Annotated in this window: 17 protein-coding genes; 7 read left to right on the top strand and 10 right to left on the bottom strand. The window is 61.7% G+C overall.

Annotated features, from left to right (window positions below):
- Positions 1–13 precede the first annotated feature (13 nt).
- On the bottom strand, positions 14–271 hold the full coding sequence (locus ACAX43_RS02675; RefSeq protein WP_370706864.1) for an MbtH family protein: 258 nt from the start codon (positions 269–271) through the stop codon (positions 14–16).
- Positions 272–401: 130 nt separating this feature from the next.
- Positions 402–1,058, bottom strand: coding sequence for an RNA polymerase factor sigma-70 (locus ACAX43_RS02670; RefSeq protein WP_370706863.1), 657 nt, complete (start codon positions 1,056–1,058; stop codon positions 402–404).
- Positions 1,059–1,634: 576 nt separating this feature from the next.
- Here ACAX43_RS02670 and ACAX43_RS02665 point away from each other — a divergent pair.
- Complete coding sequence (locus ACAX43_RS02665; protein ID WP_370706862.1) at positions 1,635–1,943, top strand: putative quinol monooxygenase; 309 nt, start codon at positions 1,635–1,637, stop codon at positions 1,941–1,943.
- Positions 1,943–3,103: an iron-containing alcohol dehydrogenase gene (locus ACAX43_RS02660; protein WP_370707085.1), complete on the top strand. Its 1,161-nt coding sequence runs from the start codon at positions 1,943–1,945 to the stop codon at positions 3,101–3,103. The genes ACAX43_RS02665 and ACAX43_RS02660 overlap by 1 nt, the downstream gene beginning before the upstream one ends.
- A 65-nt stretch (positions 3,104–3,168) precedes the next feature.
- On the opposite strand, the gene ACAX43_RS02655 is transcribed toward ACAX43_RS02660, so the two are convergent.
- The 6 genes from ACAX43_RS02655 to ACAX43_RS02630 all read right to left on the bottom strand — a co-directional run bounded on the left by ACAX43_RS02655 (position 3,169) and on the right by ACAX43_RS02630 (position 8,827).
- Positions 3,169–3,588, bottom strand: a complete 420-nt coding sequence (locus ACAX43_RS02655) for a histidine kinase (RefSeq protein ID WP_370706861.1) — start codon at positions 3,586–3,588, stop codon at positions 3,169–3,171.
- 76 nt (positions 3,589–3,664) lie between these two features.
- On the bottom strand, positions 3,665–4,420 hold the full coding sequence (locus tag ACAX43_RS02650) for a hypothetical protein (protein ID WP_370707084.1): 756 nt from the start codon (positions 4,418–4,420) through the stop codon (positions 3,665–3,667).
- A 167-nt stretch (positions 4,421–4,587) separates the two neighbouring features.
- Positions 4,588–5,286, bottom strand: coding sequence for a response regulator (locus ACAX43_RS02645; protein ID WP_370706860.1), 699 nt, complete (start codon positions 5,284–5,286; stop codon positions 4,588–4,590).
- Positions 5,287–5,311: 25 nt separating this feature from the next.
- The gene (locus tag ACAX43_RS02640; RefSeq protein ID WP_370706859.1) at positions 5,312–6,694 is read right to left on the bottom strand and encodes a sensor histidine kinase; all 1,383 of its coding nucleotides are present in this window, start codon (positions 6,692–6,694) and stop codon (positions 5,312–5,314) included.
- A gap of 74 nt (positions 6,695–6,768) precedes the next feature.
- On the bottom strand, positions 6,769–8,160 hold the full coding sequence (locus ACAX43_RS02635) for a sensor histidine kinase (RefSeq protein WP_370706858.1): 1,392 nt from the start codon (positions 8,158–8,160) through the stop codon (positions 6,769–6,771).
- A complete protein-coding gene (locus ACAX43_RS02630; protein WP_370707083.1) occupies positions 8,150–8,827 on the bottom strand; it encodes a response regulator in 678 nt (225 codons plus the stop codon). The genes ACAX43_RS02635 and ACAX43_RS02630 overlap by 11 nt, the downstream gene beginning before the upstream one ends.
- A gap of 259 nt (positions 8,828–9,086) precedes the next feature.
- Here ACAX43_RS02630 and ACAX43_RS02625 point away from each other — a divergent pair, with 259 nt between their 5' ends.
- From ACAX43_RS02625 to ACAX43_RS02605, 5 genes are all read left to right on the top strand, one after another.
- Complete coding sequence (locus ACAX43_RS02625) at positions 9,087–10,109, top strand: ABC transporter substrate-binding protein (RefSeq protein ID WP_370706857.1); 1,023 nt, start codon at positions 9,087–9,089, stop codon at positions 10,107–10,109.
- Between the two features lie 40 nt (positions 10,110–10,149).
- A complete protein-coding gene (locus ACAX43_RS02620; RefSeq protein ID WP_370706856.1) occupies positions 10,150–10,944 on the top strand; it encodes an ABC transporter ATP-binding protein in 795 nt (264 codons plus the stop codon).
- A gap of 16 nt (positions 10,945–10,960) precedes the next feature.
- Complete coding sequence (locus ACAX43_RS02615) at positions 10,961–11,824, top strand: ABC transporter permease (RefSeq protein WP_370706855.1); 864 nt, start codon at positions 10,961–10,963, stop codon at positions 11,822–11,824.
- A 218-nt stretch (positions 11,825–12,042) separates the two neighbouring features.
- Positions 12,043–13,608: an alkaline phosphatase family protein gene (locus ACAX43_RS02610; protein ID WP_370706854.1), complete on the top strand. Its 1,566-nt coding sequence runs from the start codon at positions 12,043–12,045 to the stop codon at positions 13,606–13,608.
- 177 nt (positions 13,609–13,785) lie between these two features.
- Positions 13,786–14,103 (top strand): DUF4148 domain-containing protein, encoded by a 318-nt coding sequence (locus tag ACAX43_RS02605; protein ID WP_370706853.1) that lies wholly within the window; start codon positions 13,786–13,788, stop codon positions 14,101–14,103.
- 253 nt (positions 14,104–14,356) lie between these two features.
- Here ACAX43_RS02605 and ACAX43_RS02600 read toward each other — a convergent pair whose 3' ends face one another.
- Both ACAX43_RS02600 and ACAX43_RS02595 read right to left on the bottom strand, forming a co-directional pair.
- On the bottom strand, positions 14,357–14,605 hold the full coding sequence (locus ACAX43_RS02600; protein WP_370706852.1) for a hypothetical protein: 249 nt from the start codon (positions 14,603–14,605) through the stop codon (positions 14,357–14,359).
- A gap of 117 nt (positions 14,606–14,722) precedes the next feature.
- Positions 14,723–15,874, bottom strand: a complete 1,152-nt coding sequence (locus tag ACAX43_RS02595; protein WP_370706851.1) for an acyltransferase family protein — start codon at positions 15,872–15,874, stop codon at positions 14,723–14,725.
- Positions 15,875–16,039: the final 165 nt, after the last annotated feature.

Genomic DNA, 16,039 nt, shown 5'->3' with positions numbered 1-16,039 from the left:
GGGGCCTGTCCGATTACGATGCGCTCGCCTTCGAGGCGGCCTCGTCCATGTGACGGCGCAAGCTGGCCGGACGCATATCGGTCCACACGCTCTCGATATGAGCGAGGCATGCGGCCTTCGGACCGCTCACCCCCACTTCGCGCCAGCCGGCGGGCACGGCGCGGAATGTCGGCCAGATCGAGTACTGCGCTTCGTCGTTGACGACGACCGTATAGACGAGGTCGTCCGCTTCGCCTGCTACGGCGTTGGAGGTTTGCTGCGCTTGCGTCATGATGAATAGCCCGGTCGATGAATGGTCAGGATGCCGCAGGAATTTTCCTTTCGTTTATCCCGCATCAGCGGCTGCGGTATGTCGTACCCACAGCGCTTCTACTCAATTGACGTTTGATGCGCGCGCTTTTTTACCGCCGGCGTGCGCGTCCGTTGCAGAACGCGGGACCGGCCACGCCGCGATTGCAGGCATCGAGACAATCGGCGCAATGTTTCTCGGCGTCGCGCACCATGAAATGCACCAGCGTTTGCGAGACGTCGAGCGCGCGTGCGGCACTTTGCAGCGTTTCCTCACGCAAGCGCACCATCTCGAACGCCGCGCGGCTGCGCGGCGGCAACTGTTCGAGCGCGTTGCAGACCTGCCGCAGCGTGTCGCGCACAAGCAGCGCCGCTTCGGGCGACGGTTCCGGCGAAGGCACGTGCAAACCGTCGTCTTCGTCGGCGTGATAGGTGTTTTCGAGGCTCTGGCGGCGGAAGGCGTCGATCGACGCGTTGCGCACCATGCGGGTCACATAGGCGACAGGTTGCCGCACGGCATCCTGATCCGGGAAGTCGATCAGCTTGATGAACACGTCGTGCACCACGTCTTCCGCGAGACCCGCGCAACCCACGAAGCCGCGCGCCAGATTGACGAGCATGGGCCGGTTGGCGATCAGCACGTCGAGCAGCGCCCCCTTCTCCCAATCGACGGAGCGGGCGTGGCGGCGCGTCAGCTGCGGATCTGGAGCGCTGAGAACAGACATCGGTATCGCTGTTGAACGGCCCCGCCGGATGAGCACCTCAGCCATGGATTCGCTCCGTATTCTCAAGGGAAGAGCGCCAATTTAACGTAAACGCGAATCATTCTCAATAAAGAATCGAAATAATCTTATTAACCCAATAGATTTGCGTGATGAATCAAGGGCTCATGCGGTACGACAAACACCTCGGTACGCGCTGGTCAGTGGCCGCCATCCACTTCGTGTGGACGTGAAACCAGGTTAGTTATCCGTATCTTCCTCAAAGCTGGCGATCGCAGCACGCAGCGGCGTTATAGTGGAAATCCCTACGTCGCTCCAGCGCTCTCGCGGCGAAGTCGAGGTCAGAATCTCGCGAAGTGGTATCGCCCCGCCTGCGACGCCGCCAACGCCGTGCTCATCAAATACAATGCAGCGTTAAGCGAACATCGCGGCAGTCGAACTGCTGCGCGCGCCGTATAGGCAAGACCGCAAGGCGTTGCCGCCCATCCTCCATCGGGCTTCGTCTGCAATACGGGCGACGTGTTCGATGCATTGAAGAACGGTGCTGTCGCGGTCTCCACCCGCGACAGCGAAGGTGGAATCTGAATTCTGAACGTTGAAGTCCCCATCTTGTTGGAGTAATCGATGGCTAATGCTTACCTGCAGGTGATCGCGCATTATTTCGCCAAACCCGGCAACGGCGACGCGATTGTGAAACCCCTCACGGAACTCGCCGCGGCGAGCCGCGCGGAGCCCAAGAATAGGTACTACGAGTTCTTCCGCTCGCCGCTCGATGCAGACCACTTCGTGATTCTGGAACAATACAGCGACGCCGAGGGCCTCGCCGAGCATCGCGATACCGAGCATTTTCAACGCCTTGGCTTCGGGACGATCATTCCGCTGCTCGACCGGCGCGAAGTCACAAGCCATATGGTGCCAGGAGACGCAGCATGATGAACGCATTCCGGTTTCAAACCGTGCCGACGATGGTGGTCGAGTTCGGCGCGGCCCGCCGCCTCGGCGCTCTGCTGCGCGCGCAGTTTCCGACGCTTACGCGTCTATGCGTCGTCACGGACGGCTTTCTTCACCAGAGCGGGCTGCTGAATCCGGCGCTCGCCGATCTCGCGGCGCACGGCTGGAATGCCACCGTGATCGACGACGTGATCGCCGATCCGCCCGAGCACATCGTGCTCGAGGCGACGTCGCGGGCGCGCGAAGCCGGCGCGGAGATCGTGCTGGGGCTCGGCGGCGGATCGTCGATGGATGTAGCGAAGCTGATCGCCGTGCTGGCGCCGCAAGAGCAGCAAGCGCTCGGCGACATGTACGGCGTGAACAAAGTCACCGTCTCGCGCTTGCCGCTCGTGCAAATGCCGACCACTGCTGGCACCGGCTCCGAGGTCACGGCCGTGTCGATCGTGACGGTGGGTGAAGCGAAGAAAATGGGCGTGGTCGCGCCGCAGCTGATCGCCGATCTGGCGATTCTCGACGCGGAACTCACGCTCGGCCTGCCCACTGCCGCCACCGCGGCGACCGGCGTCGACGCCATGGTCCATGCGATCGAGGCGTACACGTCCGCGCATTTGAAGAACCCTGTCTCCGACATGCTCGCGGTGAAGGCGCTGGAACTGCTGTCGCGCAATCTGTTGCCCGCCTGCGAGAACGGCCAGAACCGCGAGGCGCGTGAAGCGATGTTGCTCGGCGCGACGTTCGCCGGCCAGGCGTTTGCCAATTCGCCGGTGGCCGCCGTGCATGCGCTCGCGTATCCGATCGGTGGCATTTATCACGTGCCGCACGGCCTTTCGAACGCGCTCGTGCTGCCGCACGTGTTGCGATTCAACGCTGAGGCAGCGGCTCATCTATACGCGGAACTCGCGGACGTGATCGTGCCGGGTGCAACGGGCAGCGCCGAAAGCAAGACGCTGGCGCTGATCGAACGGCTCGAACAGATGATTGCCGCAACCAGGATTCCGGCGCGGCTGCGTGATGTCGGCATCGAACGTGGCGGGCTCGAGCGGATGGCGAGCGACGCGATGTTGCAAACGCGGCTTCTGGTGAATAACCCCCGGCCCGTTACCGAAGCCGATGCGTTGGCGATTTATACCGCCGCGTTTTAATCAGCGTTCTGCGTGCGTGACGGGGCGTCGCTGGCCGACAGCTCGGCGTGATGTAGCGGTCTCAGTCAGGCCTTGCCGCTCATCCGATCCATCACCGTCAGGAGATCGGCAAGCGACTGCTTACATTCCGCTGCGTTCGGCGTGTCGGCGCGCAACGCGCTCAGCGCGCGGTCGATCGCCTTGTCGACGGTGTGCCAGTCCGCTGCGGCGCGTGGCTTCAGCGAAGGCTCGGCGTCGTCCCATGCGAGTTCCAGATCTTTGATCCGTGCCTTGCCGCCGGCGAGGTTGCCTTTGTCGACGAGTGCCGCGGTGTCGGCGGCAATCTTGCGGAACGGCGAGAGATCGCCGAGCTTCGACGCCTTGGCGGGTTCTGCCGCCTCGGCCGACGAAATACCGATCCTGCCTGCTTCGACATGCCCGAAGCTGATTGCGGAGATGGCGATGAAGGAAGCGATGACCGCTTTGCTGAGAGTACGTTGATTCATGATTATGCTCGTTCCGTTTGATCCGATATTCGATTGAAAAGGGGACTACGTATAGGCTTTTTCGAGCGATGCGCGCTCAAGGTTCACGTACTGCGGTGGCCCGCACGGACCGGTGCTCGATCGCGCTCGCAAAGATGACCAGCACGACGATCGCACTCAGGAACAGCACGCTCGTGTTGATCGTCCCGAGGCCGACGCCACCGTATGCACGCGACTGCGAAAGCAGATCGCCGAACGAAGCACCCAGCGGCCGCGTCAGAATGTAGGCAAGCCAGAAAGTCAGCACCGGATTCCCGCCGGCGTAGTAAATGGCGCTCACCGATGCGATCAGTCCGCCGAAGGCCACGACGCCGACCATGAAGCCGAGTCCCAACGCTTCCGTCGCGAGATCGCCGGCTGCCGTGCCCAACGCGAACGTGAACAACACGGCAGCCCAGTAGAAAAGCTCCCGGCGCGTGGTATGGATGGTGTGAATCGACAGCGTCCGCTCACTGCGATACCAGAGCGCGAACACCACCGCCAGCGAGATGGCAAACGCGATCGTGCTGGCATAAAGACTGATGCCGAGCTGGTCCGTCAGCGCATCGGTGATCTGCGTGCCGACCACACTGACCAGAACCACGGTCAGCCAGTAAATCCACGGCACGTATTTGCGCATGCGAAGCTGCACGGCCAATGCGGCGAGGAGCAGCACCAGCATCATCCCGCCGGTGAGCGCGGTGCCGAGTCCGACGTGCACAGCCAGATAGTCCGCACCGGTCTCGCCCACAGTGGTCGCCAGAATCTTGATCGCCCAGAAGACAAGGGTTGCCTCGGGCACTTTGTTGCGCATGTCGGCAACGCGAAAATTCGAGGGTTCTAGCAAGCGGGTTCTCCGGTTAATAAGCATTTAATTCGGCGAGGCGAGCGGGCGCGCTCGCGCTCACTCAGTGCGCCGAATATGCAACGGGGAACCTTATGAAAACCTTACGGACAATGCCGACTATGGCGACGACAGGGTTATCGCCCTTCGGCAAAGGCCTCGCGCGGCTCTTCTTCGCGCAGGATATAGCCGAGCCCGCGCAAGGTCATGATCTTCGCGCTGGAGCTGGCGAGATGCTTGCGTAAGCGGTGAATGTAGATGTCGATCGCATCGGCGCTGGGTTCGTCGTCAAGCGTGAAAACTTTGTCCATCAGCGTCGACTTCGAGACCGTCTTGCCCTGCTTCAGCATCAGGGTTTCGAGAATAGCGTGTTCGCGCCGGCGCAACGGCAAGGGCTCGTTTTGCAGCACGAATTCGCGCGAGTCGAACAGATAGCGCAGATTGCCGCAGTCGATCGACTGGCCCTTGTCGCCCGCCGCCTGGCGGCGGATCAGCGCCTTGATGCGCGCCACCAGCTCGCGTGCTTCGAAGGGTTTGACGACGTAGTCGTCGGCGCCGGCCGAGAAGCAGGCCACTTTGTCGTCGGTCGAGCCGTTGGCGGTGAGCATCAGCACCGGCACGTTGTCGCGTTTGCGGCGCAGACGCGCCAGCACATCCTTGCCGCCGATGCCGGGCAGCCGCAGATCGAGCAGCACTGCGTCGTAGCACTGCAAGTCGAGCAGCGTCTCCGCCCGCTCGCCGTCCTGGGCCCAGTCGATCGCGAAGTTTTCGACCTGCATCAAGTTCATCACCCAGCGCGCCAGATCGGCGTCGTCTTCAACGAGCAGCAGTTTCATATGTCTCCCCTTACGCGGCAGCGCGTCAAACCGCTGCCGACCATAGCCGCATTTCGACGGTGGCGACCAGGCCGACACCGCCCTCTCCCGATTCCAGCGTGACCGTGCCGCCCTGCCGGTGAGCGATTTCCCGCACGATCGGCAGGCCGAGGCCGGTTCCGTCGGCGTGGTTCGACGCACGATAGAAGCGCTCGAATACGCGCGCCCTCGCATCGGCTTCGATACCTGGGCCATTGTCGATCACACGCACGATCGCCATGCCTTTGTCGTGCTGCGTCTCCACCGTCACGCGGCCGCCGGCTTGCGTATACCGCAGGGCGTTGTCGACCAGATTGGTCACGAGCGCCGCGGTCAACGCCTCGTCGCCGGCTACGTAAAGACCGTCTTCCAGTTCCGCGCCGAGATCGATTTCACGGGACTGCGCAAACGCAATCAGTTCCTCCAGCACGCCCGCGATCAACGCGCTCAGATCGACCCGTTCGCGTGCATTGAACGGCGCGGCCGACTCGGCCTGCGCGAGCAGCAACAGCTTGTTGGTCAAGGTGGTCAGCTTGCGGCTGCTTTTATGCATGCCGGCCAGTGCTTCGGTGAGCGGCACGTCACGATTCTCGCGCTGCCGCGCGAACTGGATCTGTGCGACCAGCAGCGCGAGCGGCGTGCGCAACTGATGCGCGGCGTCGGAAATGAATTGCCGTTGGGTCGCAGCCTGCTGGCCCATACGCGCGATGCACTGGTTGATCGCTTCAACGATCGGCCTCAGTTCGACATGCAGTCGCGCCACGCGTATCGGTTCCAGCTGCGATGGGTTGCGATCGGCAACGTCGTCTTTCACCTTCATCAACGGCCGCAGCTCGAAGGTCAGCCCGAGGTAGACGAAAACCATCGCGAGCACCAGCGTGAGCACCTCGCCGAATAGTTGCGGCCGCAACAGGCGCCACACCATGGCGTCGCGCGAACCCTCCGTCTTCGCGACCGCTACGATGACTTCCTCGGTGCGGCCCGAGTCGTAGAGTTGCCGCACGTAAGTGGCCGCACGCACGGCGCGGCCGTCGTCGAGATGGGTGGAGTAGACCGTGGGGTCGTCGCCCGCGCGAGGCGGCAGCGGCAACTCGGGACTGCCCGCCAGCAGACGGTGGCCGCTCGCCTCGACCCGATAGAACACGCTGTCCTGTTCCGGCGACTCGAACAGTTCCAGCGCGGCCGGCGGAATCTGGATGGAGACGTTGCCGTTATCCCAGTCGATGTCCTCGCCGATGATGCGTATCGACGATAACAGCGCGTTGTCCTGAACCAGGTCGGCCGTGGTCTGCGCGTTGCGGTACGAAATCATGCCGGAAATGGAGACGAACACCGCCAGTGGCAGCAACAGCCACCACAGCAAGCGTCCGCGCAAGCTGCCTGAAAACACGATGCGTCGATCCTCTGCTGGGGAGCCGGCCCACCTCGTCTCAGGTGCGGGCCGCCTCCATTTCAGGCTTCACATTAAAAGCCAACCTTGTCTGGCGCTGCGCGTGGAAACGACACCGTCACGTGCACACCTTTGCCACCCTCGCCTGGCTTGAGCGCGATCTCTCCGTGGTGCGCGTCCGCAATTTCACGCACGATGGCGAGGCCGAGTCCGGTTCCTTCCGTATCCGTCGACGCCCTGAAGAACGGTTCGAACACGCGGCCCCGCGACTCGGCCGGAATGCCGGGGCCGTCGTCCCGCACCGACACGGTGACCGTATCGGCGTCCGCGCTGACGGCGACCGTGGCGTGGCCGCCACTGCCGGTATAGCGGATCGCGTTCTCCGCGAGGTTGGCGATCAGCGCCTGAAGCAGGCCACGATGTCCCGCCACCGGCGCGGGACCGTTCAGTTCCGCACCCAGATCGATGTCCCTCGCCTGCGCGAGCAGCGCCAGATCCTCCACGACCTCCATGGCCACCGGCACCAGATCAACCGTCTCATTGGCCAGTTGCGTGTTGTCGGCGGCTTCGGCTTGCGCGAGCAACAGCAGCTTGTTGGTCAAACCCACCATCGAACGATTGCTGCGGTGCATCGCGGCAAGCGCTTCGTCGAGCGCGGGATTCAGGCCGTCCTGCTGGCGCGCGAACTGCAACTGCGTGCCGAGCAGCGTGAGCGGCGTGCGCAACTGGTGGGCGGCGTCGGCGATAAACCGCCGTTGCGCGGCCACCTGCACGCCGAGCCGCGCGATACATTGATTGATCGCCTCGACAATGGGCCGCAACTCAGTATGCAGGCGCTCGACACGGATCGGTTCGAGTTGCATCGGGTCGCGGTCGGCGACGTCTTCCTTCACTTTCATCAGCGGCCGCAACTCGAAGGTCAGACCGATGCACACCAGCGCCACCGCCAGCACGATCATTTCGATCTGCCGCACGAGTTGCGGTTGCCACAATTGCTCCGCCATCGCGTCGCGCGAGCGCACCGTCTTGCCGACCGTCACGCGTACGCGGCGCGTCGCGCCATTGTCGTACATCAGACGCACGAGGCCGACCGCGCGCACTCGCTGGCCGTGCAGATCGGCGTCGTAGTGGTCCGGCGTGTCGGGCGCCTGCGCCGCGCGCTGCGGGAAATCCGGCGAGCCCGCCAGCAGGGGGCCGCCGTCGACGCTCACGCTGTAGAACACCTGATCGCGATACGGCGACACGAACACCTCAAGCGCGGCAGGCGGGACGTCCACGCGCAGAAAGCCGTCCACCCATTCCACCTCGCCCGCGATCATGCGCGCCGACGAGACGAGCTCGTTGTCCTGCACGAGATCGGCGGTGCGGCGCGCGTTGTCGTACTCGGCTTTGCCGGTCACGAACACGTATAACGCGAGCGGCACCAGCAGCCACCACAGCAGGCGCATGCGCAGGCTATTGGTCATCTTCTTTCTTGCGCAGCAGATAGCCGAGACCACGCAGCGTGACGATCGCCGCCGAACTGCCGTCGAGCTTCTTGCGCAGCCGCGAGATGTAGATTTCGACCGCGTCCTCGCTCGGCTCATCCGCGAGCGTAAAGATCGCGTCGACGAGTGCCGGCTTCGTCACCGTCTTTCCCAACCGCAGAATCAGCGTTTCGAGTACCGAGCGCTCGCGCGGCGTGACGTTCAGCGGCGCGCCCTTCAGCGTGAACTGGCGCGTGTCGATGTCGAACGCGAGATCGCCGCACACCACCTCGCTGGCTTTCGAGGGGGACTGCCGGCGGATCGCCACCTTGATCCGCGCAATCAGCTCGCGCACTTCGAACGGCTTGACCAGATAGTCGTCGGCGCCGGCGCCTAGCAGTTCGACCTTTTCGTCGATCGAGCCGCTCGCGGTCAGGATCAGCACCGGCGTGGCGTCGCCGCGCTGGCGCAGCCGGCGCAGCACGTTCTTGCCCGAGAGCTTCGGCAGGTTCAGGTCGAGCAGGATCACGTCGTAGTGACTGGTGCGCAGCAGACGGTCGGCGGCGTCGCCGTCCTGCACGGTGTCGAGCGCGAACGCCTCCTGCTCCAGCATCTTCGCGAGCCAGTGCGCCAGCGTGGGGTTGTCTTCGATGAGCAGCAGCTTCATGGCGGGAACGGCAAACGTCAGGCCGTCGATTGTGCCGTAAAACAAGGGCTTTGCGCGAGTCATGAGCGGCTTGCGCCGCACGTTCTCGCGTTTGCGGGGAAGTTGCGGCGAGGTTGCGGCGAGGTTGCGGGTTAACACCCATGATTTACCGATAGCCCCGAAAGCTGGCAGAAGGTTTCCGATTTCTATAATCCACCCCATTCATCCAGAAAGCGCCGCATCCGCATAAAGCGGCGACCAAACCTAAGGAGACTGCTTCATGCGTACCTTGCGCCAGATTGCCGCCGTTTCAGGTGTTGCGTTCACCCTTGCCGCCGCTTCGGCCGCCGCTCACGCCGAGAAGCTCACGATCATGGTCGGCGGCGCCACCAAGATCATCTATCTGCCGGCCAAGCTGACCGAACAGCTCGGTTACTTCAAGGACGAAGGCCTCGACGTCGAAATCCTCTCGCAACCGGCCGGTGTGGATGCTGAAAACGAACTGCTCGCGGGCGCGGTGCAAGGCGTGGTGGGCTTCTACGACCACACCATCGATCTGCAGAGCAAGGGCAAGGAAGTCCAGGCGCTGGTGATTTTCGGCCAGGTGCCGGGTGAAGTCGAAATGGTCTCCACCAAGGCATCCGAAACGCTCAAGAGCATGGCGGACGTGAAGGGCAAGACGCTCGGCGTAACCGGCCTCGGTTCCTCGACCAGCTTCCTCACGCAATACCTTGCGCAACGCGCCGGTGTGCCGTCGACGCAATACACGCTGCTGCCGGTCGGCGCGGACAACAGCTTTATCGCGGCCGTCAAGCAGAACCGCATCGACGCGGGCATGACAACCGAGCCGACCGTCTCGCAGTTGCTGAAGACCGGCGACGCCAAGGTGCTGGTCGACATGCGCACGCTGGAAGGCACACGCGCCGCGCTCGGAGGCACCTATCCGGCTTCGAGCTTCTACGTGCAGCGTGCGTGGGTCGAATCGCACAAGGACGAAGCCGCAAAACTCTCGCACGCGTTCGCGAAGACGCTGAACTTCATCGCGACGCATAACGCGGAAGAGATCGCGGCAAAAATGCCGAAGGACTACTACGGCAATAACAAGGATCTGTACGTCGGCGCGCTGAAAGCGTCGCTGCCGATGTTCACGAAGGACGGCAAGATGCCCGCCGACGGCCCGGACACGGTCCTGAAGGTGCTGTCGGCGTTCAATCCTTCGGTGAAGGGTAAGCATATCGATCTCGCCAAGACCTACACCAACGACTACCTGTCGTCGGCTGCCGTCAAGACGGCGGCGAAGTAACGCACTTTTCAATATCACGAGAACTTCGAGGCACCAGCCGATGAATCAACCTATGTCACGCGATACGCCAGCCATCGAGATGCGCAACGTATCGTGCCGTTTCATCTCTCCGGACGGCAAGGCGACGATCGCATTGCGCGACTTCAGCATGTCGGTGGCGCGCGGCGAATTCGTCGCCGTGGTCGGCCCGACGGGCTGCGGCAAGTCGACCACGCTCAGCATGATTACCGGTTTGCTGAAGCCCACCACCGGCGAAGTACGTGTGATGGGCGCACCGGTGGACGGCATCGATCCGCGTATCGGCTTCGTATTTCAGGCGGACGCCGTGTTTCCGTGGCGCTCGGTGATCGACAACGTCGCGGCCGGCCCGCTGTATCGCGGCCGCTCGAAATCCGCCGCGTATGACGAGGCCAACGAATGGCTGCGCCGCGTCGGCCTCGACAAGTTCTGCAAGCACTATCCGCATCAACTGTCGGGCGGTATGAGGAAGCGCGTGGCGCTGGCGCAGACCTTCATCAATAAGCCGGAAATCCTGCTGATGGACGAGCCCTTCTCGGCGCTCGACATGCAAACCCGCACGCTGATGCAGGACGAATTGCTGCAACTGTGGGGAGGCGCGGGCTCGGTGGTGTTCGTCACGCACGATCTGGAAGAAGCGATTGCGCTCGCGGATCGCGTGTTCGTGCTGACCGCGCGCCCGGCAACGCTAAAGAAAGTGTACGAAATCGATCTGCCGCGTCCGCGCGTCACGTCGGAGGTTCGCTACGACCCGCGTTTTATCGAAATCTCGCGCGACATCTGGCACGACCTGCGCGAAGAAGTGCAGATTGGTTAATCAAGGAACGGCAAATATGTCTACTACCCCTGAACAGACGATGCCTGCGGGCATCGATCCCGCGTCGCTCGCACAGGTCGAACGCGTCGCGCAGAAACGCATCCGGCAACGTCATGCGCTGGTGATCACGCTGCGGATCGTCGTGCTGGTGGTTGTACTCGGCGGGTGGGAATTGTCCGCGCGCCTGAAGTGGATCGACCCGTTCTTCTTCTCGATGCCGAGCGCGATCTTCGATCAGATCATCGACTGGTTCGTGAACGGTACGTCGCAAGGCCCGCTGCTGACGCAGGTGTGGGTCACGCTGGAAGAAACCACGCTCGGCTTCCTTATCGGTTCGGTCGGGGGCATATTTTGCGGCATCCTGCTCGGCCGCAACAAGCTGCTTTCCGATGTGTTCAGTCTCTACATCAAGATCGCCAACTCGATTCCGCGCGTCGTGCTCGGCTCGGTATTCGTGATCGCGCTGGGTCTGGGGATGGCTTCGAAGGTGGCGCTGGCAGTCGTGATGGTGTTCTTCGTCGTGTTCGCCAATGCTTTCCAGGGCGTGCGTGAAGCTGACCGCTACATGATCGCGAATGCGCAGATTCTGGGTGCGTCGCGCCGTCAGGTGACGACCTCGGTGGTGATTCCGTCGGCGCTGAGCTGGATTCTTGCCAGCTTGCACGTGAGCTTCGGCTTTGCGTTGGTCGGCGCGGTGGTCGGCGAGTTTCTCGGTTCGAAGCAGGGTATCGGCTTGCTGATCTCGACTGCACAAGGCGCGTTCAATGCAAGCGGGGTGTTCGCGGCAATGATTGTGTTGGCTGTGGTCGCACTGGCTGCGGACTATCTGTTGACCGCGGTGGAACAGCGATTGTTGAAGTGGCGGCCGGCGGCGGTTTGAGTTGACTGTCAGGTTGTATGGAGAGGAAAGGCGCCAGTGGCGCCTTTTTTTGCGTCTCGGTTTTCGTCTCGTGGACGATACATTTCGTTGGTCGAAGCACAACGCGCTTTCGCCGCGGCGCGTTTTGCGCTACGTTTGCAACGCAGCCAATCATACGTTCGAACTGAAACGGTAGTGCGCACACAGAATCCATCCCATCCCCTGCTGGAGCGATGACCATGAGTGACGTCCACGACGGCGAAGCGGCAGCAAGCGCGGCAAACACAGCGAATGCGGCGAACGAGCCGAAAGACCCGATCGAACATGTGGTTCTGCTGCTGATGGAAAACCATTCCTTCGATCAGATGCTGGGGTGTCTGGACGAAGTGCATGCCGGACTGAACGGTGCACGCAACGCAGCGTCAAAATCGAACGACGACGGCAAAGGCCATACGTTTGTGCCCCAGGCCACGCGCGAGCGGCAAATGCAGCTCGACCCGAATCACGGGCACCAGGCCGTGCTGACCCAGATCGCGGGAGACAATAGCGGCTTCGTTCGATCTTTCGCGAACGACTACCCGAAAAGCAGCATCGCCGCGCGGCGGGACATCATGGGCTATTACCCGCGCGGCTTTCTTCCGGCCTTGCACACACTGGGCGCGCAATTCACCGTGTGCGACGCGTGGTTTTCGTCATTGCCAGGCCCGACCTGGCCGAACCGGTATTTCGCGTTGACGGGTACCTCGATGGGTCAGGTCGAGATGCCTGGGGGACTCGATGCCCTGAATCCAAAGTGGTACACCGAGCAAAGCCAGGACACGATTTTCGACCGTCTGAATGCTGCAAAGAAAACGTGGAAGATCTATTTCTATGATTTTCCCGCGTCACTGCTGTTGAAAAACCAGCGTCGCGCCGAGAATCTCGCCAATTACCATCGGTTCGACACGTTCTTCACCGATGCAGCCGGTCCCGCCCACGCGTTTCCGCAGTTCGTGCTCATCGAGCCGAAATACTTCGGCGAAGCACAGAACGACGATCATCCGCCGCACAACATCATGAAGGCGGAGAAACTGATTGCCGACACCTACAATGCGCTGCGCTCCAATCAGGCGTTGTGGGAGCACACGCTGTTAGTCATCCTGTACGACGAACATGGTGGTTTCTTCGACCATGTCCCGCCGCCGTCGAATGCAGTGGCGCCCGACGAACACACGGACACGTTCGGTTTCACCCAACTTGGCGTGCGCGTTCCCGCCATTCTTGTGTCCCCCTGGTGCGATGCCGGCGTCTGCCATACGCAATTCGATCATTGCAGTCTACTGAAATACCTCTGCGACAAGTGGAAACTTGCACCGCTTGGACATCGCACCCAGGCGGCGGCAAGCGTCGGACCGGCGATCCGCACCACGGGAATGGCCCGGACCGATACACCGCCTTTTATCCGCGTGACAAATCAGTCGTTGATTGCGGAACACGTTGAACTCGAGAAGAAGTCGTCGAATAGCAATCAGCACGGACTCCATCATTTCGCGGACTACTTGCACGCAGAGCTGGATCGATTGGCCGGGGACCTGGTTGAATCGGCTTCGCAACTCGCCCGGACCGAGACCGCGTGGGTCCGGTTAAAAAGTGCAGTCGGCTCGGCAATGATGCGACTCGGGCAATGGCTCAGCAAAGACTTCTATCAAGCCCGAGATGATCGTGAAGCGCGCACCGGCCAGGCGTTCACGCGGCTGTCGCAGTCCGCGAAAGCCCCGGCGAGTACGCCGCAAGACAGCAGCGCGACGCCGCCATCCAGGCCGTAGCAAGCCAACCGAGCACCCAAGCGCACCACGAAGTTCCTTTGCTTTTTATCAAATCTCGCAACAAACCTTACCTGAAGTGACGATTACTTCCGCCAGGTCGCAAAACTACAATGTAATCACTGACTACGAACAACAACGCTCGTAGCACGATAAAGACCGAACTGGAGGTAGTTCATCATGAAATCGCTCATTCAAGCTGTTGTTATCGCCGCTGTCCTGGCCGCTCCCGTCGCCTCGTTTGCGCAGTCCAACCAGCCCGTGACTCGCGCACAAGTGCGTGCAGAGTTGATTCAACTCGAAAACGCCGGCTACCAGCCGGGCCATGCCGACCCGCACTATCCCGCTGACATTCAAGCTGCACAAGCTCGCGTCGACGCACAAAACGGCACCGCACAGCCCGCGGAAAACGGTTACGGCGGTGTGGTAAGCGGCTCGTCGCAGACAGGCCATCCGCTTCAGGCGAACGGTCCGAAGTCGATTTACTTCGGCCACTAAGCTGTTCAGCGGAGCGAACCGCAGGCGTTACGCCATGTGCGCTGATCGGCCGCTGAGCGCGCCGCACAAGCGCGCGCCCTGACTCAAACGAACTGGCCCGCGACCGGGTATCCCCGATCGCGGGCCAGTTCTGTATTCGGTACCTCCGTCATCGGCTCCCGATGACTTGGCCTGGACCTTCACGGTCTGGGCGCTTTTTCTGTTGTGTATTAGCGTATCTGACTGGAACCTTGGCGCTACCGGGCTGAGCGCGTCATTCGCGCGCGACCAGGTTGCCCACTTGACCACGGCCAGTGACGAGACAGCTCGACAGGAAATTTTCGCCCTGGCTGCTGGCGCCGGCATCACCGAAGCCTTTTTGCAATGCGCCCGACTTGACCAGCTCCGCGCCCTGGTGGCACGTTATGGTGCCCTCTTCTCCTGCTTGCGCGCGCATTAGCGCCCTATCCGCCATCAGATAGCCAAGCAACAGCGCCACGGCAATATTGAACGCTCGTCTCACAGTTCGCCTCCTCTTTTGAAGAGACTAACGCGAACGGTCGATGCATGGATGCTAGGGGTTTCCCGATTGGTCGCTATTCAATGACGCAGATTAAATCAAGTGGCATTGCCACCTTAATCAGCTATGCGGTGTGGCTGGATCGGGTTTCGCACGTAGCAAGCGGAACTGCCGGATGCCACGTTGCACACGCTTCGTGTTCTGCTCGAACAGCAGGTAAACCGCGAACGCGTACACATAACAGACGACGAGCATGGTCACGAACACCAGCGCACCCCGGCCGTCGAACTGGATGCGCTGCCCGAACATGACCGCTGCCACGAACAGAATGAACGAGAAGTGCGTCAGATACAGCGAATAGGAGAATCCGGAAAAGAGAACCGCGAGACGCGAAATAGGCGCCGGACGCAGGCGAACGTTTTCCCAGAGTATGCAGCGCAGGAACACAAAGCACGGCACGCCGACGATCCAGTCACTGTTCCATAGGAACATGCGCGACAACACCAGCGCGGCAAGAAAAACCGCTCCGCTTGCGAGCGTAAACCACGGCAAGCCGGTTCGAGTGCTGCGCGCCGGGAAGCGTTTTTCAAGCACGACAAGTACGACGCCGAGCAACCATAATCCGAATCCGCTCAGGAGCGAAGGGAACGCGACCATCGTGCCTAGCGCGAGCACTCCCGCAGCGATAGCGCTCAATCCGCGACGCTGACGCATCAGTACATAACACGCGGGAAACCACATGTAGTACCAGAACTCGTTGGCGAGACTCCAGAGCGGCCCGTTGGACCCATATGTGCCGCACGTGAGCGTCTGCAGGAACGCGAGATTGCACAGCAACGTCGCCTGACCGAGATGCGAGGCGACATTGATTTGCTGATCGAAGGTGCCCTCGGTCCCAAGATAAAAAGGGCCGCCCACCAGCGCAATGCCCATACGATCCCAGAACAGCGTCAATAGCAAGGCCGGCACCAGCACGATCCAAAGCCGCGACATGCGCTCGCTCAGATAGCGCTGCCAGTTCCATGTTCCCGCCTCGACCTGCCGCAGCACAGAGCCGCCGACGAAATAGCCGCTCAGCAGGAAGAATACGATCACCGCGGTGTGGCCGTAGTTGCTGATGAAATAGAACGCCTTGCCTGCCAGGCCGATACCGGCACTCGAACGGTAGTCGACGAACATAAGGTTACGCAGATGACTGATGCACACGGCGCCTGCCGCCAGTGCGCGGATCAGATCCAGCGTGTCGCAATGTTGTTTGCCGGTGGGTGCCATGGAAGTCTGGAATCGGACAAGGAGGTTGTCCGCCAAACTACGGCCCACTGCGTATTTATTCAGTACGGTTGCCCACACTGCACGCGCACCGCTTTGGAGGCGGAGGCAAGGAAGGTCCGAATGCACTATCGGCGTGGCGCGTGTTGCGCGCCTTCTTCCATTCCT

The organism is Paraburkholderia sp. IW21 (assembly GCF_041321145.1).
GTDB lineage: Bacteria > Pseudomonadota > Gammaproteobacteria > Burkholderiales > Burkholderiaceae > Paraburkholderia.
The sequence above is the reverse complement of the archived record's forward strand: the minus strand, read 5'-3'. Positions and strand labels throughout refer to the sequence as shown.